The organism is Saccharothrix sp. AJ9571 (assembly GCF_021725495.1).
Classification (GTDB): Bacteria; Actinomycetota; Actinomycetes; order Mycobacteriales; family Pseudonocardiaceae; genus Amycolatopsis; species Amycolatopsis magusensis.
Genome location: NZ_CP091382.1, coordinates 2,657,846 through 2,676,179, shown reverse-complemented (window position 1 = coordinate 2,676,179; position 18,334 = coordinate 2,657,846). Strand labels below are relative to the sequence as shown.

17 protein-coding genes are annotated in these 18,334 nt (G+C 71.0%); 8 read left to right on the top strand and 9 right to left on the bottom strand.

Features of this window, described 5'->3' with window-relative positions; genetic code table 11:
• From cydD to cutA, 4 genes are all read right to left on the bottom strand, one after another.
• Positions 1-3,267 carry a thiol reductant ABC exporter subunit CydD/CydC gene (cydD, locus tag L3Q67_RS11795; protein ID WP_499189542.1) on the bottom strand — a complete coding sequence of 1,089 codons (3,267 nt, stop codon included), beginning with the start codon at positions 3,265-3,267 and terminating at the stop codon, positions 1-3.
• Positions 3,264-4,271: a cytochrome d ubiquinol oxidase subunit II gene (cydB, locus tag L3Q67_RS11790; protein WP_499189541.1), complete on the bottom strand. Its 1,008-nt coding sequence runs from the start codon at positions 4,269-4,271 to the stop codon at positions 3,264-3,266. The genes cydD and cydB overlap by 4 nt, the downstream gene beginning before the upstream one ends.
• A 198-nt stretch (positions 4,272-4,469) precedes the next feature.
• Positions 4,470-5,954 (bottom strand): cytochrome ubiquinol oxidase subunit I, encoded by a 1,485-nt coding sequence (locus L3Q67_RS11785; protein ID WP_499189540.1) that lies wholly within the window; start codon positions 5,952-5,954, stop codon positions 4,470-4,472.
• A gap of 75 nt (positions 5,955-6,029) precedes the next feature.
• Positions 6,030-6,350 (bottom strand): divalent-cation tolerance protein CutA, encoded by a 321-nt coding sequence (cutA, locus tag L3Q67_RS11780; protein ID WP_499189539.1) that lies wholly within the window; start codon positions 6,348-6,350, stop codon positions 6,030-6,032.
• A gap of 150 nt (positions 6,351-6,500) precedes the next feature.
• Here cutA and L3Q67_RS11775 point away from each other — a divergent pair, with 150 nt between their 5' ends.
• Complete coding sequence (locus L3Q67_RS11775) at positions 6,501-7,100, top strand: TMEM165/GDT1 family protein (RefSeq protein ID WP_499189538.1); 600 nt, start codon at positions 6,501-6,503, stop codon at positions 7,098-7,100.
• Positions 7,101-7,355: 255 nt separating this feature from the next.
• Positions 7,356-7,940 carry a DUF998 domain-containing protein gene (locus L3Q67_RS11770; protein ID WP_499191508.1) on the top strand — a complete coding sequence of 195 codons (585 nt, stop codon included), beginning with the start codon at positions 7,356-7,358 and terminating at the stop codon, positions 7,938-7,940.
• 116 nt (positions 7,941-8,056) lie between these two features.
• Here the strand turns inward: L3Q67_RS11770 and L3Q67_RS11765 are convergent, their stop codons facing one another.
• Both L3Q67_RS11765 and L3Q67_RS11760 read right to left on the bottom strand, forming a co-directional pair.
• Entirely contained in the window at positions 8,057-8,683 is a 627-nt protein-coding gene (locus L3Q67_RS11765) for an IclR family transcriptional regulator (protein ID WP_499189537.1), read from the bottom strand.
• Positions 8,684-8,690: 7 nt separating this feature from the next.
• The gene (locus L3Q67_RS11760) at positions 8,691-9,545 is read right to left on the bottom strand and encodes a hypothetical protein (protein WP_499191507.1); all 855 of its coding nucleotides are present in this window, start codon (positions 9,543-9,545) and stop codon (positions 8,691-8,693) included.
• A 93-nt stretch (positions 9,546-9,638) separates the two neighbouring features.
• Here L3Q67_RS11760 and L3Q67_RS11755 point away from each other — a divergent pair, with 93 nt between their 5' ends.
• From L3Q67_RS11755 to L3Q67_RS11740, 4 genes are all read left to right on the top strand, one after another.
• On the top strand, positions 9,639-10,811 hold the full coding sequence (locus L3Q67_RS11755; RefSeq protein ID WP_499189536.1) for a homogentisate 1,2-dioxygenase: 1,173 nt from the start codon (positions 9,639-9,641) through the stop codon (positions 10,809-10,811).
• Positions 10,812-11,021: 210 nt separating this feature from the next.
• Positions 11,022-12,698, top strand: coding sequence for a substrate-binding and VWA domain-containing protein (locus L3Q67_RS11750; RefSeq protein WP_499189535.1), 1,677 nt, complete (start codon positions 11,022-11,024; stop codon positions 12,696-12,698).
• 8 nt (positions 12,699-12,706) lie between these two features.
• Positions 12,707-13,405, top strand: coding sequence for a hypothetical protein (locus tag L3Q67_RS11745; RefSeq protein ID WP_499189534.1), 699 nt, complete (start codon positions 12,707-12,709; stop codon positions 13,403-13,405).
• Positions 13,406-13,456: 51 nt separating this feature from the next.
• Positions 13,457-14,245 carry a DUF2470 domain-containing protein gene (locus tag L3Q67_RS11740; protein ID WP_499189533.1) on the top strand — a complete coding sequence of 263 codons (789 nt, stop codon included), beginning with the start codon at positions 13,457-13,459 and terminating at the stop codon, positions 14,243-14,245.
• On the opposite strand, the gene L3Q67_RS11735 is transcribed toward L3Q67_RS11740, so the two are convergent.
• A complete protein-coding gene (locus L3Q67_RS11735; RefSeq protein WP_499189532.1) occupies positions 14,242-14,709 on the bottom strand; it encodes a PPOX class F420-dependent oxidoreductase in 468 nt (155 codons plus the stop codon). The two genes, L3Q67_RS11740 and L3Q67_RS11735, sit on opposite strands and share 4 nt — an antisense overlap.
• A 37-nt stretch (positions 14,710-14,746) precedes the next feature.
• Here L3Q67_RS11735 and L3Q67_RS11730 point away from each other — a divergent pair, with 37 nt between their 5' ends.
• The gene (locus tag L3Q67_RS11730) at positions 14,747-15,547 is read left to right on the top strand and encodes a CPBP family intramembrane glutamic endopeptidase (RefSeq protein WP_499189531.1); all 801 of its coding nucleotides are present in this window, start codon (positions 14,747-14,749) and stop codon (positions 15,545-15,547) included.
• A 2-nt stretch (positions 15,548-15,549) separates the two neighbouring features.
• On the opposite strand, the gene L3Q67_RS11725 is transcribed toward L3Q67_RS11730, so the two are convergent.
• Both L3Q67_RS11725 and L3Q67_RS11720 read right to left on the bottom strand, forming a co-directional pair.
• Positions 15,550-16,317 (bottom strand): thioredoxin domain-containing protein, encoded by a 768-nt coding sequence (locus tag L3Q67_RS11725; RefSeq protein WP_499189530.1) that lies wholly within the window; start codon positions 16,315-16,317, stop codon positions 15,550-15,552.
• Positions 16,318-16,406: 89 nt separating this feature from the next.
• The gene (locus L3Q67_RS11720; protein WP_499189529.1) at positions 16,407-16,958 is read right to left on the bottom strand and encodes a DM13 domain-containing protein; all 552 of its coding nucleotides are present in this window, start codon (positions 16,956-16,958) and stop codon (positions 16,407-16,409) included.
• Positions 16,959-17,101: 143 nt separating this feature from the next.
• Between L3Q67_RS11720 and L3Q67_RS11715 the strand changes: the two genes are divergently transcribed.
• Positions 17,102-18,286, top strand: coding sequence for an arginine deiminase (locus tag L3Q67_RS11715; RefSeq protein WP_499191506.1), 1,185 nt, complete (start codon positions 17,102-17,104; stop codon positions 18,284-18,286).
• The last annotated feature ends 48 nt before the right edge of the window (positions 18,287-18,334 follow it).

Genomic DNA, 18,334 nt, shown 5'->3' with positions numbered 1-18,334 from the left:
TTAAACACCGCTTCTCGACAGCACGCGCACTCGCCCGTCCCGCACGTCCAGGTGGAGATCCGCGGCGGCGGCCTCCTCCATGCGGTGAGTGACCCAGATCACGGTCTTGTCCGCCAGTGCCTCGTCGAGCCGGGAGCGAACCTCGTAGGCGGTCTGCTCGTCGAGGTGCGCGGTCGGCTCGTCGAGCAGGACGAGAGCGCTCGCCTCCGCGGCGAGCACCGCGCGTGCCAGCGCGACTCGTTGCGCCTGCCCGCCGGACAGTCCGGCTCCTCCGCTGCCCAACATGGTGTCGAGGTCCACGTCGGTGAGCCCGGCGGTGTCGAGCGCCGCGCGCAGCCGGTCGGGGGTCGCGTGCGGATCGGCGAGGCGCAGGTTCTCGGCGACAGTGGTGGCGACGAGGCCGGGCTCTTGAGGTGCCCACGCGACCGCTTCCGGCATGACGGCGCGACCGCGTTCCGGAGCGAGAAAACCGAGCAGGAGCGCGAGCAGGCTCGACTTGCCCGCACCCGACGGACCGGTGATCGCGACCTTCGCGCCTCGCGGGATGGTCAGCGTGATGTCCCGCAGCACCGGCTCGGGCGCACCCGGCCAGCGCAGGTCGACGTCGGCCAGTTCGACGTCGTCGGCGTGCGCGGCTTTCGGACCGTCGGGCGCGGTGAAGATCGCGGCGAGCCGGGTGCGGGCGCGGCGGAGTTCGTCCCAGTGCTGCGCGACCGGCGGCAGTTGCAGCAGCACCTCGGCGAGCGCGAGCGGCACCAGGGCGACCACCGGCGCCAGCACCGGGGTGAGCGTGCCGTCGGCGGCGGCCGCCATGGTCGACGCGACCGTCGCGCCACCCATCGCGAGCACCACCAGCGCCTCGGCGGCGCCCGCGCCGAACGCCTGGCGACGCGCGTTCGCGGTGAGCCGGTCGTCGGCGATGGCGAGTGCGCGCCGGTGTTCGCGGTAGGCGCCGAACGCGAGCAGTTCCGCGGCGGCTTCGAAGAGTGTGAGGACCCGGGCGGCCACGTCACGCCGTCCCTCGGCGAGCGCCGAGGTGGAGCGGCGTTCGAGCCGGAGGGCGAGTGCGGGCGCGAGCAGCCCGGCGACCAGTGCCGCCACGGCGAGGTACAGCCCGGCGATCGGGAGCACGGCCGTCTGCACGGCGACCGCGCCCGCCACCACCAGCACCGCGACCAGCGGCGGCGAGATCACCCGGGGCAGCAGGTCGCGCACGGTGTCCACATCGGACACCATGCGGCGCTGGCCCTCGCCGTGGCGCAACGCGGCGGTGCCGACCGGGCCGATGCGCACGAGCGCGCGCCACAGGTCGACGCGCAGGCGGGTCGCGGTGCGGAAGGCGCCGTCGTGCGTGGCGAGCCGTTCGACGTATCGGAGCGCGGCTCGCGCGAGGCCGAACGTCCGGACGCCGACCACCGCGACGGTCAGGGTGAGGATCGGCGGTTGCTGCGACGCCTTGGCGATCAGCCAGCCGGAGGTTGCGGTCAGCGCGATCCCGGCGAGGAAGGCGCCGGCGCCGAGTGCCGCTCCGGTGAGGAAGGAGCGGTCGGCGAGCGCGCGCAGCGCGAGCGGCTTGGCCTTGTGCTCGACCGGCGCGTCCGCAGCTGTGTTCTTCTCGCCGGATTCCTCTTCGGTCGACGTCTTCGACCGGTCGTGCGCGGCGATCACCACGGCGGCGCCCATCGCGGCGGCCTGGTTGATCGCCTTCATCACGCGCTTGGCCGAGGCACCGTCGAGGTGGGCCGTGGGCTCGTCGAGCAGCAGGAGCCACGCGCCGTGCCGGACGCGGAGCAGTGCCCTGGCCACCGCGACCCGCTGGCGTTGTCCAGTGGACAGGTGGCTAAGTGGCTGATCCACCAAACCACTCAGCCTCAGAGCCACTAGGCCACTGAGCAACTCGTCCTCGGTGGGTTCGACGTCCCGGTCGGCCAGCGCGAGGCGGAGTTCGTCGCGGACGGTGCCGCCGGTGAACGCGGGCGACTGCGGCACCCAGGCGATCTGGCGGCGCCAGTGCGCGAGGTCGGCGTCCGCGAGTGGCTGTCCGCCGACGGTGATCACGCCCGAGTCGGGCCGGGTGAAGCCCAGCAGGGTGGCGAGGGTGGTGGACTTCCCGGCGCCGCTCGGCGACCGCAGCCAGGTGATCTCGCCGGGGCGGGCGGTGAACGTCTCACCGTCCGGCGCGAACCCGTCACGGCGGCGCACGCGGAGGTCGCGCACCCGAATCTGTCCTTTGTGGACCTTGGTGACCCCCGGAGCGGGTACCGGTTCGGCGAGGACCTCGCTGACCCGGCGCACCGCCTCGACACCATCCTCGCTGGCGTGGAAGGCGGCGCCCGCGGCTCGCAGCGGCTGGAAGCACTCCGGCGCCAGGATCAGCACGCCCAGCCCGATGGCCAGCGACAGATCACCCGACACCAGCCGCACGCCGATCACCACGGCGACCAGCGCCACCGAGAGCGTCGCGGCGAGTTCGAGCACGAAGGCCGATGAGAAGGCCACGCGCAGGGTTTTGAGGGTGTCGCGGCGATGGCGGTCGGAGACCTGGCGCACCGCCTCGACCTGCGCTCCGGCTCGGCGGAACGCGGCGAGCACCGGCAGCGCGCGCACCAGTTCCAGCAGGCGGCCGGACAGGCGGTGGGTGGCTTCGGTCGCGTCGGCGACCCGGTCCGCGGTGTACTTCCCGACCAGGATCGCGAACATCGGCAGCAGCGGCACGGTCAGCGCGATGAGCACCGCCGACGGCCAGTCCGCGAACAGCACCGCCGCGCCGGCGCCGAGCGGGACCACGGCGGCGGTGACCAGTGCGGGCAGGTAGGTGGTGAAGTAGGCGTCGAGCGCGTCGAGACCGCGGGTGGTCAGCGCGGTCAGCTCGCCGGTGCCGCGGGCGGCGATCCATTCCGGGCCGAGCGCCGCGGCGTGGTCGGCGACCTTGGCGCGCAGTTCCTCCTTGGCGCCGGCCGCGGCCCTGGCGGAGACCACCCGCACCGCCCAGCTGACCAGCGCGCGTCCGAGGACGGCGCCGAGCAGCCAGGCGGTGCGGCCACCGATCCCCGCGTCGCCCCCGACGACCGACGCGAGTACCGAAGCGAGCAGGAACGCCTGCGCCACCAGCAGTGCGGCGTTGGCCGCGGCCAGCACCGCGGCGAGGACCAGTGCCCGGCGCGCCACCGGGGAAAGGGCGGGCAGCGCGCCGAGCGGGCCGGGTCCCGGCCGCACCTTGTCCACTGTGGACAAATTGGCGGGAAGGGTGGTGCGGCCGGGGGTCATGGGGTGTGCACCGGCGGGATGTGGCGGGTGCCGATCCGCTTGCGGAACACCCAGTAGGTCCAGCCCTGGTAGACCAGCACGGCCGGGGCGCCGAACGCGCCGACCCAGGTGATCACCTGCAGGGCGTACGGGCTGGAGGCGGTGCCGTCGATGGTCAGCGTGTTGGCCGGGTCGCCGGTGGACGGGAGGACGTCCGGGTAGAGGGCGCCGAACAGGGTGATCGCGGCGGTGGCGATGAGCACGCCGAGCGCGGCGAAGGCCTGCCCGTCCCGGTCGGCGGCCAGCCGCGTCCAGGCCACGATCGCCGACAGCACGGCCACGGCGAGCGTGATCACCGTCCACAGTGCACCTTCGCGGAGCTGGACGAGCACCAGGAAGGCGAACATCGGCAGCAACGCGAACGGCAGCACCTTCAGCGCGACGGCCCTGGCGTGCGCGCGGAATTCGCCCTCGGTCTTGAGGGTCAGGAACGCGGCGCCGTGCACCAGCGAGAAACCGGCGAAGGCGAGTGCGCCGAGCAGGGTGTCCCAGCGGACGGCCTCGAAGGGGCCGCCTAGGCGATCACCGTTGGCGTCGAGCGGGAGGCCGAGCATGGTGGTGGCCAGCAGCAGGCCGACGCCGAGCGGCGGGAGCCACGAGCCGAGCACGATCACCCGGTCCCAGGTGCGGCGCCAGCGGTCGGAGTCGACCTTGCCGCGGTACTCGAAGGCGACGCCGCGGCCGATCAGCGCGAGCAGCACCACCAGCACCGGGAGGTAGACGCCGGAAAGCAGGGTCGCGTACCAGCCGGGGAAGGCGGCGAAGGTGGCGCCGACCGCGACGATCAGCCACACCTCGTTGCCGTCCCAGACCGGGCCGATGGTGTTGATCATGACGCGCCGCTCGGTGTTGCCGCGGCCGAGCACCGGCAGCAGCATGCCGACGCCGAAGTCGAAGCCCTCGAGGAAGAGGTAGCCGAGCCAGAAGACCGCGATGATGATGAACCACAGCGTCTCGAGGTCCATCTAGCCCACCTCCGTAGGTGTTGTGCCACGTGAAACCTGTTTTCCCCAAGTTGTGCACAACGGGAGCAGTTGTCCACAGAAACCTGTGGACAGCCCCACGCGCGCCCGGGGCTGGATACGCTGGACCTGGGAACGCCCCCCTGGGAGTGGCGGGGGTTGTAGCTGGGGTGGGTGTGGATGGCCCATGGGTCTCGGCTTTCAGTAGGCGAACGACAGGGCTTTGTCGTCGTCTTCGGGGGTGGGTTCGGCGGGCGGGGGCATGACGCCGTCGACGCCGCCCCGGACGTACTTCCGCAGCAGGAACACCTCGACCACGCCGAGTGCCAGGTAGATCGTGGTGAGGCCGATCAGCGAGGTCCACACCTCGCCGGTGCTCAGGTTCGACACGGCCGTCGCGGTGAACATCCACACGCCGTCCACGCCGGTCGGGTTCGGGACCACGACGAACGGCTGCCTGCCCATCTCGGTGAAGATCCAGCCGGCGCTGTTCGCCACGAACGGGGTCACGATGCCCAGCAGCATCAGCCGCGGGAACCACGGGTTCGCCGGGATCCGCCCCCGCCGGGTCAGCCACAGGGCCAGCACGCCGAGGCCCGCCGAGATCGCGCCGAAGCCGATCATCGCGCGGAAACCCCAGTAGGTCACCGGCAGGATGGGCACGTAGTCGATCGGCTGCCCGGCCAGTTCGCCCAGGCGCGGGTCGTCCGGGTAGTGCGTGCCGTACCTGGCCTCGTACTCGGTGACCAGGTCCTCCACGCCCTTCACCTCGGTGGTGAAGTCGTTGTGCGCCAGGAAGGACAGCAGCGCCGGCACGGTGAAGGTCTTGACGTCCTCGCACTCGGCGTCCGCCACGTCGCCGATCGCCATGATCGAGAAGCTGGCCGGCGCCTCGGTGTGGCACAGCGCCTCCGCCGAGGCCATCTTCATCGGCTGCTGCTCGAACATCAGCTTGCCCTGCACGTCACCGGTGATCGCCAGCACGGCGAAGGCCACCACACCGACCCAGCCGCCGAGCCGGATCGACGAGCGCCACACCGCGCGGTGCTCGTCGTCGCCCGACCGCTTGCGCCACAGGTGCCAGGCCGCGACGCCGACCACGAAGGCCGCCGCGACCGAGAAGGTGCCCGCGACGGTGTGCGGGATGGCGGCCAGCGCGGTGTTGTTCGTCAGCACCGCCCAGATCGAGTTCATCGTCGGCTTGCCGTCCACGAACTCGACGCCGACCGGGTGCTGCATCCACGAGTTCGCCGCCAGGATGAAGTACGCCGAGGCGACCGTGGCCAGCGAGAAGGCCCACACGCACGCCAGGTGCACCTTTTTCGGCAGCCGGTCCCAGCCGAAGATCCACAGGCCGAGGAAGGTCGACTCGACGAAGAAGGCGACCAGCCCCTCCATCGCCAGCGGCGCGCCGAACACGTCACCGACGAAGCGGGAGTACTCGCTCCAGTTCATCCCGAACTGGAACTCCTGCACGATCCCGGTCACCACGCCCATGGCGAAGTTGACCAGCAGCAGCTTGCCCCAGAACTTGGTCATCTTGAGGTAGCGCACGTCTCCCGTGCGCACCCAGGCCGTCTGCATCCCGGCGACCAGCAGTGAGAGCCCGATGGTCAGCGGGACCATCAGGAAGTGGTAGACGGTGGTGATGCCGAACTGCCACCGCGCGAGTTCGAGTACTTCCACGCCTTCGACTCTCGTCTCGGGCGGGGCCGGCTACCAGTTCAACTGGTCCCGTCTATCCCAGGACTTAGGTCCTGATCAGCGAGTCTCTTCGCCGAGCCAGGTGAGGTAGGCCGGGCTGCCGCCGGTGATCGGCGTCGCGATCACCTCCGGCGTGTCGTAGGTGTGGTGTTCCAGCAGGTGGGCGGTCAGTTCCTCGATGCGCCGCGCGGTGGTCTTGACCTCCACCCGCCACTCCTGATCGGTCTGCACCGCGCCCTCCCAGCGGTACACGCTGGTGACCGGGCCCACGACCTGCGCGCACGCGCCCAGCCTCGCCTCGATGGCACCGGCGGCCAGCGCCTTGGCCGCGTCCTCACTGTCGGTGGTGGTCGTCACGACGACGTTCTCGGCAGTCATGAAACCAATGTACCCGGACGGGGAAGAATTTATTTCGGCATGCCGAAAATCATTTCGTCCGGGTACTGAAACGCCGATTCGCGATTCCCATCTGCTTCACATCTCCGAATCTCGCCTTTATCGTTGAAGTGAAAGAAGGTGAAGTTCGCTATGTCTGCCGCTCTACTGGCCCTGATCAGCACTTTTGGCTTGGTTCTCGCCGTCGAACTGCCGGACAAGACCCTGGTCGCCACCCTGGTGCTGACCACCCGTTTCCGGGCCTGGCCGGTATTCGCCGGGGTCACCGCCGCGTTCGCCGTGCAGAGCACGATCGCGGTGTTGTTCGGCAGCGTGCTCACCTTGTTACCGGAAACACTCGTGTCCGGAATCGTCGCGGTGATGTTCGGCGTCGGCGCGTACTTCCTGCTCCGCGAGGGCTTCGCCCCGGCGGCGGACGGCGAGGAGGGGGCCGCGCGCATCGGTCCCGGTCCGGTCACCTTCCTGCGGTCTTCGCTGACCTCGTTCGGCGTGCTGTTCGCGGCCGAGTGGGGCGACGCCTCGCAGCTCGCCACGGCCGGGCTCGCCGCCCGCCTCGAGCAGCCGGTCGCGGTCGGCGTCGGGGCCTTCTGCGCGCTGGTCGCGGTGGCCGGGATCGCGGTGTTCGTCGGGCAGAAGGTCCGCAGCCGCATCCGCCCGAAGCTGATCCAGCGGGTGGCCGGTTTCGTCTTCAGCGCGTTCAGCGTCGCCGCCCTGTGGCAGACCTTCGCCTAGAGCTCTATTTTTGGCCGCGCCTCCGGCACGGCGGGCGAGGTCGCTTTTGAGCCGTTCCCTGGGCCGCGGCACGCCGTGCCGTTGGGCGGCCCGACGCGCCCCAGCCCAGTGAACGGCGCGACCTCGCGAGACAGCGAAGGTCTCATTCGCATAACATGACTGGCTCGTGTCTGTTCTACGAAGCCGAGGTGAACGCGAGTGAGCACGCTGCCGACCAGGGAGCCCGGACTGGCCGGGCGGCTGGCGCTGGCCGGCATGGGGGTGGCGGTGCTGATCGCGATCCACCTGCACATCCGCCTGTCCGCCGAGGTCAGCCCGCTGTGGCGGACGCTGTCGGAGTACGTGAACGCCGGGGCCGCGCCGATCTTCGGCGTGATGTGCCTGGCGCTCGCGGCCGGTTCGCTCGCCCTGCTGGTCGGGATCGCCAGGTCCCGCCGCGGTGGCGCGGTGCCGGTGCTGCTGGGGCTTTGGTGTGCGGGGCTGGTCGTGTGCGGGCTGGTGCCCGTCGACGCGGACGGCGCGGCTCGCACGCTCAGCGGTCAGTTGCACAACGGGGGCGCGGTGCTCGCGTTCATCTCGTTGCCCCTCGCGGGCTGGCTGCTCACCCGCCGCTCGGACGCCCGCTGCCCGTGGGAGCCGCGGCGGACCACCATCCGGCGGCTGTCCGTGGCCAGCGCCGTCACGCTGGGCGTGGTGCTGGCCAGCTTCGCCTGGATCATGAGCACCGGCCCGGCGGACCCGGTGATCACGCTCGGCCTGTTCGAGCGCGTGCTGTTCGCCGTCGACCTGGCCCTGCTCCTCACCATGACGCGGCCACTGCTCAACTCAGCACACCGGTGAGGTCGCGCCGTTCATTGGGCTGGGGCGCGTCGGGCCGCCCAGCGGCACGGCGTGCCGCGGCCCAATGAACGGCTCAAAGCGACCTCACCCGCCGTGCCGGAGGCACGGCCAAAAACTCAGCTCAGCACGCCGGTGAGGGTCGCGGCTGCTTCGACCACCCTCGGGCCCACAGCGGCCGTGTCGAGGGGGTCCAGGGAGATCACGCCGACGCTGGCCCGCAATCCCGGTAGTCCGCGGACCGGCGCCGCCACGCCGGACGCGCCGGGCTGCAGTTCGCCGCTCGTGGCGATCCAGCCCGGCTCGCCGCGCAGCATGATCGCCTTGCCCGCGGCGCCGGCGGTGATCGGGTGGCGGCTGCCGACGCGGTAGGCCACGTGGAAGTTCGTCCACGAGGGCTCGACCACGGCGATCGCCTGCACCTGCTCCCCCTCGGCGACCGAGAGGTGCGCGGTGGCGCCGACCGCCTCGGCCAGGTCCCGCAGCACGGGCTGCGCCGCCTGCCGCAGCTGCGGCAGCACCTGGCCGGACAACCGCAGCAGCCCGACGCCCAGGCGCACCTTCGACCCGTCGCGCCAGACCAGGCCGCGTTCGGCCAGCGGCACCAGCAGGCGGTAGACCGCCGGGCGGCTGGCGCCGATGGCGACGGCCAGCTCGGAGATGGTCGCGGCCTCGCTGCCCGCGTCCGCCACCGCCTGGAGCAGCGCCAGCCCCCGCTCGAGGGTCAGCGAGCCCTCGCGACTCATCTCCCGCTCACAGCAGGCCCAGGCCCTTGAGATCGCCCAACGGCTCGTCCAGCGTGGCCGAGGCGTAGGAGCCGAACAGCTCGCGCACCGCCTTCGCGGCCGGCTCGGACAGCTCGGTCGCCTCCTGGGCCAGCTTGGCGCCGTCGGTCTCCTCCAGCGCCGCGCGCACGTCCTTGCCGGACAGGCAGCGACCCGACGCGACCAGCAGGTTGAGGAAGCCGTGGTGCTCGAAGCCGGTGTGCGCGTCCGCGTGCCGGACAGCCCGGTGGAGGCTGTTGGTCGCCTTGAACGAGGCGCCGGTGTGCGCGCTGACCACGGCCAGGAAGTCGGCCACCTCGTCGACGCTGGGGAAGTTTTCGCTGGACAGGCCGCCGCAGCGGATCTTCGGGCGGCTCCCGTGCTCGATCACCTTGCGCACGCCGTCCAGCCAGCCGACGCCGCGGCGCGGCTCGACCACCCGGATGACGTCCTCCGGCACGAACTCGGACACCCGTTCCAGCCACACCTCGTCCACGTCCGACGGCGCGGGCATTTCGACCATGCGGAGGTCGAGCAGCTCGTCCCGGGATTCCACGATCGAGATCGCCTTCGGCACCCCGCCCAGCCCGGTGTCGATGATCAGCGACAACGGCAGCGGGGTCTTCGGCTTGATCTTGATCAGCTCGGTGATCAGCTCCGGCAGCCTCGACGCCTGGCACAGGAACAGGCCGACGAGACCCGCGTGCTCACCCGCCCTGGTCTCCAGGTACGAGCGCAGGGCTTCGGGCATCGCGGCGTCCCCGGGCGGGAAGAGCGCGGAGTCGTCGACGAGCCGGGCGAACAGGGGCGGGATTCCGCGAGGTCCGGGGGGCGTGAGTTCCACAGCGCTTGACACGACTGACACGCTAGTAGCGTACGACATCAGGACAAACACGTCCGTAAATCGGACACATTTTCGAGCCTTCCGGAGGGGTCCGTGCCTTACTACCGCCGAGTCGGGGAGATCCCGCACAAGCGGCACACCCAGTTCCGCTCACCGCAGGGCGGCCTCTACGCCGAGGAGCTGATGGGCGTCGAGGGGTTCTCCGCCGACTCCGCCCTGCTCTACCACCGCCACCTGCCCACGGCGATCGTCGACGCGGTCGCGGTGCCGGACGAGCGCGGCTCGTTGCAGCCGAACCACCCGCTCAAGCCGCGGGCGTTCCGCACCCAGGACCTCAAGTTCACCGCCGACGCCGACGCGGTGACCGACCGGCGGCGGCTGTTCGGCAACGCCGACGTGACCATCGGCTTCGCCGTGGCGACCGTGCCGAGCCCGCTGTACCGCAACGCGGCCGGGGACGAGCTCCTCTACGTCCAGGGCGGCAGCGGCACGCTGGAGACCATCTACGGGGCACTGGAGATCGGCGACGGCGACTACGTGGTCATCCCGACCTCGTGCACCTACCGCGTGGTGCCGCGCGAGCCGCTGCAGCTGCTCACCATCGAGGCGCGCGGGCACATCGGGCCGCCGAAGCGGTACCTGTCGAGCAAGGGGCAGTTCCTGGAGCACTCGCCGTACTGCGAGCGAGACATCCGCGGCCCGGAAGCGCCGATGCTGACCGAGGGCGAGGACGTCGAGGTCCTGGTGCGCCACCGCGCCGGGCTGACCCGCTACACCTACGCCAACCACCCCTTCGACGTGGTCGGCTGGGACGGCTGCCTGTACCCGTGGGTGTTCAACATCGACGACTTCGAGCCGATCACCGGCCGCGTGCACCAGCCGCCGCCCGTGCACCAGACCTTCGAAGGCCCGAACTTCGTGGTCTGCTCGTTCTGCCCGCGCAAGGTCGACTACCACCCCGAGTCGATCCCGGTGCCGTACAACCACGCGAACGTCGACTCCGACGAGCTGATGTTCTACGTGCGCGGCAACTACGAGGCACGCAAGGGCTCGGGCATCGGCATCGGCTCGCTTTCGCTGCACCCGTCGGGCTTCACGCACGGCCCGCAGCCGGGCGCGGCGGAGGCCTCGATCGGCGCGGACTACTTCGACGAGACCGCGGTCATGGTGGACACCTTCGCGCCGCTGGACCTCGGTGAAGCGGCGGACGCTTCGGAAGACCCCGGTTACGCCTGGACGTGGTCGGGACGCGGGCCCAGCCGCTGATCGTTGTGACAAGGTTTCCCGCTCCCGCGCGGTTTCCGGGGATGATGGTTCCCCGACCGCGCGGAGGTTCCAGATGACCTTGTCCGGCCAGGAAAGTCGAAGACGCAGGCGCACCGGGTCCTTCATCGGCGCGGTGGTGCTCGCCGCCGGGTTGATCGTCACGCTCCGCCTGGTCACCTCGGATGGCGGTGACCAGGCGGAAGAGGCGAAGTGCACCGGGGAGTCGCTGCAGTTGCGGGTGCCTCGTCCCCGGAGAAGGCGGGCATCGTCAAGCAGCTCGCCGGCGAGTACAGCGGGCGCACGGTCGCCGGTACCTGCGTGGACGTGCTGGTCCAGTCGAAGAGTTCGGGCGCGGCGATGCAGGCGCTGGCCGGTGGCTGGAACGAGGCGGTCGACGGCCCGCGCCCGGATGTCTGGACGCCGGCCGCGTCCGGCTGGGCGACCCTGCTGCGGCAGCGGCTCGCCACCCAGGACCGCCCCGACGTGCTGCTCGACCAGCAACCGCCGTCGCTGGCCAACGCGCCACTGGTGATCGCCATGCCGGAACCGATGGCCAAGGCGCTCGGCTGGCCCGGCCAGGGCATCGGCTGGCGCGACCTCGCCGCGCTCGCCACGGATCCGGCGGGCTGGGCCAAGTACGGGCACCCGGAATGGGGTGCCTTCCGGCTCGGCAAGACGAATCCGAACCTGTCGACCTCCGGGCTGAACGCCACCATCGGCACCTACTTCGCGGCCACCGGCACCTCGTCCGACCTGACCGCGCCGGACCTGGACAAGCCCGAGGTGAAGTCGTTCGTCGGCGGCGTGGAGCAGTCGATCGTGCACTACGGCGACACCACGCTCACCTTCCTGTCCAATCTGCTGCAGGCCGACGACCGGGGCGCGGCGCTGTCCTACGTCTCCGCGGTGGCCGTCGAGGAGAACTCGCTGATCGGCTACAACCAGGGCAACCCGACCAACGACCCGGCGAAGCTCGGCCAGCACCCGCGGCCGAAGGTGCCGGTGGTCGCGGTGTACCCGGCCGACGGCACGCTGAACTCCGACCACCCGTACGCGGTGCTCAACTGGGCCGACGACCCGCGCCGCCAGGTGGCCGCGGACTTCCTCGCCTTCCTGCGCTCCGACGACGCCCAGAAACGCTTCCTGGACCAGGGGTTCCGCAGCTGGGACAACAAGCCAGGCCCACAGGCCACTGTGGACAACGGCGTGCTGCCGGAGACGAAGCTCAACCTCATCCGGCCGCCCAGCCCGCCGGTGCTCGACCTGGTGCTGAAGTCGTGGTCCGAGCTGCGCAAGAAGGCGAACGTGCTGCTGGTGGTGGACGTCTCCGGCTCGATGGGCGACTCCGCCGAGGGCACCGGTAAGTCCAAAATGGACTTGGCGAAGCAGGCGGCGGTGAGCGCGCTCGGCGAGTTCGGCGACCGGGACCAGGTCGGACTGTGGATGTTCTCCACCAAACTGGAGGGCGATCGGGACCACCGCGAGCTGGTGCCGATCGGGCCGGTCGGCCAGGACGGCCGCCGGGACGCGTTGCGCTCGCGGCTGGAAGGCCTTACGCCCCAAGGTGGAACCGGGTTGTACGACACCTCGCTGGCCGCACACGAATACCTCAAGGCGCACCTGGCTCCCGACGCGATCAACGCCGTGGTGGTGCTCACCGACGGGCGCAACGAGGACCCGGGCAGCCTCGACCTCGACAACCTGATCAGCAGGCTTCAGGTGGAAAGCGGCAGTGAGACCGTGCGGATGTTCACCATCGCCTATGGCGGTGACGCCGATCAGGACGTGCTCAAGCGCATGGCCGAAGCGACGCAGGCGGCGGAGTACGACTCGTCCGAACCGGACACCATCAACCAGGTGTTCACCGCGGTGATCTCCAACTTCTGAGGCGGTCCATGGGTTTCCGGGAAGAACTGCGCGAGCCGTGGGGGCTGCTGCTGGCGGGCACGTCCGCCGGGGTGGCCTGGGCGGTGCAGCTGCCGTCGGTCGCCGCGGCCGGGGTCGGCGTCGCCGTCCTGCTCGCCAGGGCGGCGATCGCGGGCTTCGACCGCCCGGAGAAGCCGGAAACCGCGCTCACCGGCGAAGAAGCCGCGTACTACGACCGGGCCGAGCGGGCGCGCGAGAGCTTCGGCGCGATCGGCGCCTCCCTGCCGCCGGGACCACTGGCCGAGCAGATCGCCGGCATGAAGCCGATGGTCGCGGAAACCGCGGGCAGCCTGCGGCGACTGGCGGAACGCTCGTCGACCACCCGTGATGCGCTGGGGCGCATCGACACCGGAGAACTGGCCGCCGAGGAACGGCGTCTGCGCAAACGCGGGACCGACGAGGCGACCCTGCGCTCGCTGAACGCCGTCCGCGCCCAGCGTGACGTGGCCAAACGGCTCACCGACCTCCGCGCGAGGTTGCTCGGCGAACTGCACGCGGGCACGCTCGACCTGGAGAGCCTGGTGACCCGGGCGGTCGAACTGTCGGCGACCGCCGACCCGGCTCCGGCGTCGGGCACCTCCCTCGACGGCCTGGCCGAGCAGTTGGAGGCGATCCGGCGTGGCGTGGTGGAAGCCGACGAAGCCGCACGAAGGGTGCTCGGTTCCTGACTTTGCAAACCCGCGCCAGCAGGTTAGCCTCACCTAAGTAGGAGGTGGACCTTGACCGAGCCCACGACCGCGACTCGCCGCCCGCCGGCCCCGAACCCCGCCGAGCGCGCCAAGACCATCGCGTCGCGCGACTGCCCGGCGACGCTGGTGCCGTCGGTGGACCGCGGTGAGCACGACGGCAGCCGGGTCACCCCGGTGCTGCACCACGTGCACGCCAGCGGCAGTGTCAGCCTGCTCCTGCCCGACGGACATCCGCTGCTCGAAGCCGCGGCGGAAACCCAGCGCGGCGAGTTCGGGGTCATGCTCGAACTCGCCGACCACGCCCCGGTGCCCCTGCGCGAGCCGATCCGCGGCCTGCTCTGGATCACCGGGTTCCTGCGCCCGCTCGACCCGCCCGCCGCGCGGGCGCGCGCGGTCGCGATCGCCGTCGACCGGCCGGACCACCGGCTGCTCGACGTGAACCACGGGCTGACCATGCTGCGCCTGACCCCGGCGTCGCTGGTACTCGCGGACGCGGACGGCACGCATTCACTGCGGCCGCACATGTTCAGCGCGGCCACGCCCGATCCGTTCCACGACTACGAGGCGCGCTGGCTCCAGCACCTGGAGACCGAGCACGCCGACGTGGTCGAACAGTTGGGGCGGCACCTGCCCGAGGAACTGCGTGGCGGGGCGATCCGCCCGCTGGGGCTCGACCGGCACGGGCTGCGCCTGCGGGTCGAGTCCGTCGCGGGCGACCACGACGTGCGACTGGCCTTCTCCAAGCCGGTGGACGACCCGGCACAACTCGCCGTGGAAATCCGCAAGCTGGTCGGGTGCCCGTTCTTGTCAGAGACTTAGTCGTCGGCCAGTTCGGGCGGGAAACCGCCGGTCGCGATCGGGCCCCAGCGCTCGATCGTCAACCGCAGCAGCGACTTGCCCTGCTTGCGCATGGCCTCGCGGTACTCGTCCCAGTCGGGGTGCTCACCGGAGATCGCGCGGAAGTAGTCGACCAGCGGCTCCACCGACTCGGGCAGGTCGAGCACCTCCACCGTGCCGTCGACCTGCACCCACGCGCCGTTCCACTCGTCCGAGAGCACGCAGATCGACGCGCGGTGGTCGCGGCGGAGGTTGCGCACCTTCGCGCGCTGCGGGTAGGTGGCGATGACGATCCGGCCCTCCTCGTCCACCCCGCAGGTCACCGGCGACAGCTGCGGGCTGCCGTCGGCGCGGCGGGTGGTGAGGATGCCGTGGTGGCGGGGGCGCAGGAACTCGACCAGTGCGGCGCGTTCCACGGGGGTGTTGGTCGCGATGGTGCGTGGCATGACTTCGACGCTATCCGGCACCGGGTAGCTTGCGCGAATGCGCTCCTGGCTGATCAGCGACCGCCCGGCGTCCCCCGAGGTGGTCACCGACCCGGCTCGACGGCGGCTGCTGAAGTTCGAGCTGCTCATCGTCTTCGGCATCACGCTCGGCCTCTCCGGCGTGCGGAGCCTGCTGTCCTTGCTGGACTCCCTGCTGCGGCCCGAACCGCTGAACGAGCAGCAGGTGGCGCTCAACGTGCCGCAGGCCGCCGCCGGGCTGATCGACCTGCTCAAGCAACTGCTGAGCGCCACGCAGCTGGTCGGCTGGGGCGCGCTCGGGGTGTACTTGCTGTACCGAGGCGGGATGAAGCTGGCCGAGGTCGGCTTCGACCGCACCCGGCCGCGGCGCGACCTGCTCTGGGGTGCCGGGCTGACGGCGTTGATCGGCATCCCCGGGCTGGTGCTCTACTTCGTCGGCTGGCAGCTGGGATTCAACCTCGCCGTGCAGCCGTCGACGCTGACCGAATCGTGGTGGCGGCCGATCACGCTGACCCTGTCCGCCTTCGGCAACGCCTTCGCCGAAGAGGTGCTGGTCGTCGGCTACCTGCTGACGCGGTTGCGGCAGCTGGGGTGGAAGGAGAACTCGAGCCTGTTCGCCGCGGCCGTGCTGCGTGGTTCGTACCACCTCTACCAGGGGCTCGGCGGGTTCGTCGGGAACCTGGTGATGGGGCTGGTGTTCGGCCGGATCTGGCAGAAGACGAACCGGCTGTGGCCCCTGGTCGTCGCGCACACGCTGCTCGACGTGGTCGCCTTCGTCGGGTACGCGCTGCTGCGGGGCAAGGTGTCGTTCCTGCCCTAGCTTCAGTGGCAGTCGCCGTGCCGCCCGAGGGTCTCCTCCGGGGTGGCGCCGGGGCGGGTCCACTGCGGCACGGGACGGCTGTCCGACCCCCACGTGGCGGTCCCGTCCGCGGCGGAACGCCAGTACCAGCACGGGGTGTCGCCCTCCGGCCAGCCGTCCGGCTTGTCCTCCCACGCCTCACCGCGGCCGTAGGGCGTCATGTCGAGCACGCCGAAGGCCCCGGCGGCCTGCTCGTTGCCGCGGCCCGTCGTGGAGTAGGTGAGGAAGGTGCGCTCGCCGTCGCGCAGGAAGCAGGAGAGGTAGGCCATGTCGCCGCCGACCGGCGCGGGCACGTCACGCACGGAGTACCAGGGGTGGGTGTAGCCCATGAACTCCACGAAGGGGGCGACCTCGTCCCACCGGCCCGTGGTCACCACGGCGAAGGAGACCCCGCGGGCGTTGAGGTAGACCTCGGTGTCCCGCAGGTGCCAGACCATGTTGGTGCAGCCCTCGCACTGCCCCTGGTGGGGCGCGCCGTCGTGCCACATGTGCTGGTAGACCACGAGTTCGTCGCGGCCGTCGAACAGGTCGGTGAACGGGACCGGGCCGTCGGCACCGACCACCTGGACCGTTCCGTCGAACTCCACCATCGGCAGTCTCCGGCGGGCTGCGGCGATGGCGTCGCCTTCGCGGGTGTGGGCCTTCTCGCGGACCAGCAGCTCGTCGCGGGCGGCCTGCCAGGTGGCCTGGTCGACCACGGGCGGGCGGCCGGTGCGGGGATCGTGCGGCATGGTTCTCTCCGTTTCCGTGCGGTGCGTGCACCGAACCTACGAACGCACCCGCACCGGAACGACTCCCGCGATGCTCTTTTTTTGCTTTTTCACAGGGCCAGCGGGGCGGAGCCGAACGCGACGTTGAAGCGGTCGCACCAGATGACCACGCTGCGCAGGCCGGTCAGCTGCGCGCCGGCGGGGATGGCGTAGTTCTGGTTGCCGTCGGTGGCCTTGATCTTGCCTAGCTTGACCACGGCGCCGTCGTCGTACTTGCCCCACTCGCCGCCCGCCGTGGCGTCGGAAAGCCACACGTGCACGTCGGGGCCGTCGGAGGTGGAGAAGCCTTCGAGGCGCAGCACGCGGTTGCCGTCGCCGAGGTCCACCACGCGGGCCTTGCCGCTGGTGTCGTGTTCCTGGCTGACGAACTCGCCGGTGGCGAGGTCCTTCGGCCCGGTGGGCTCAGGTGTTTCGGGTGTTTCGGCGGGCTGGGGTGCTTCGGCGGACTGGGGTGCTGCGGCGGGTGCTTCGCTGACCACGGCCACCGGGAGCGCTTCGTCCACCGAGCTGCGGGTGAACGCCTTCCACGGCTGGAAGGCCCACAGTCCGACGGCGACGACGACCAGCCCGAGGCCGAGAACGATTTTCCAGGTGCGCGACATGCGTCCACCCTGGGCCACGCGCGCGCCCGGCGACAGGGGGCGGGCGCTTACCGATCCATTACCGCCGTGGATGTGATTAGTCTCAGCAGGTGACCGTCGAGCAAGCGACTTCCGAAACCGTGTCCGCGGCGCCCGCGCCCCTGGTGGAGAGTGAGGTCGGGCCGCTGCGCTCGGTCCTGCTGCACCGGCCGGGAGCCGAGCTGAAGCGCCTCACGCCGCGCAACAACGACCAGCTCCTGTTCGACTCGATCCCGTGGGTGGACCGCGCGCAGGAGGAGCACGACGCGTTCGCCGAGGTGCTGCGCGGGCGCGGGGTCGAGGTGCTGCTGCTGGCCGAGGTGCTGCGCAGCGCGCTCGACGACCCGCGCGCCCACACCGCGGGCGTGCACGCCGCGGTGGACGCCCGCAGGCTGGGCACCGAACTGGCCGACGTGCTGCGCTCGCATCTGTCCTCTGTGGACGCTTCGGTGCTGGCGGAGGTGCTGATGGCTGGGATGACCTTCGAGGAGCTGCCCGCCGCCGAAGGCACCTCACTGGTCCGGAAGATGAACCACCCGCGTGATTTCGCCGTGGACCCGCTGCCGAACCTGTTGTTCACCCGCGATTCGTCGGCGTGGATCGCGGACCGGGTGGCGATTTCCTCACTGACCATGCCCGCGCGTCGCCGGGAAACCGCGGTGCTGGACCTGATCTACGCCTACCACCCGCGGTTCCAGCGGGCCGCGCGTGCGTATGGCGCGCACTCGGCGCCGATCGAAGGCGGGGACGTGATGTTGCTGGCGCCGGGCGTGGTCGCCATCGGCGTCGGCGAACGCACCTCGGCGGCGGGGGCGGAGTCGCTGGCCCGCTCGGTGTTCGCCGACGACCTGGCGCACACCGTGCTGGCCGTGCCCATCGAGCAGTCACGGGCGACGATGCACCTGGACACCGTGTGCACCATGGTCAACACCGACGCGGTGGTGATGTACCCGCTGGCCAGGGACTCGCTGGTGGCCTTCACCCTGCACCCCGGCGACGACGGCGGCCTGCGGGTCGACGGCCCGGAGCCGTTCCTGACGGCCGCCGCGAAAGCCATGTCCATCGACCGGCTGCGCGTCATCGACACCGGCCTGGACCCGGTGACCGCCGAACGCGAACAGTGGGACGACGGCAACAACACCCTGGCCGTCGCGCCGGGCGTGGTGGTCGGCTACGAACGGAACGTGGAGACGAACGAACGGCTGGAGGCCGCGGGCATCGAAGTCCTGCGCATCGCCGGCTCCGAACTGGGCTCGGGCAGGGGCGGACCGCGGTGCATGTCGTGCCCGGTGGTGCGGGACTCGGTCTAGGTCCCGGAGAGGCGGCGCGCTCGGGGCCCGTGCCCTGAGCGCGCTTCT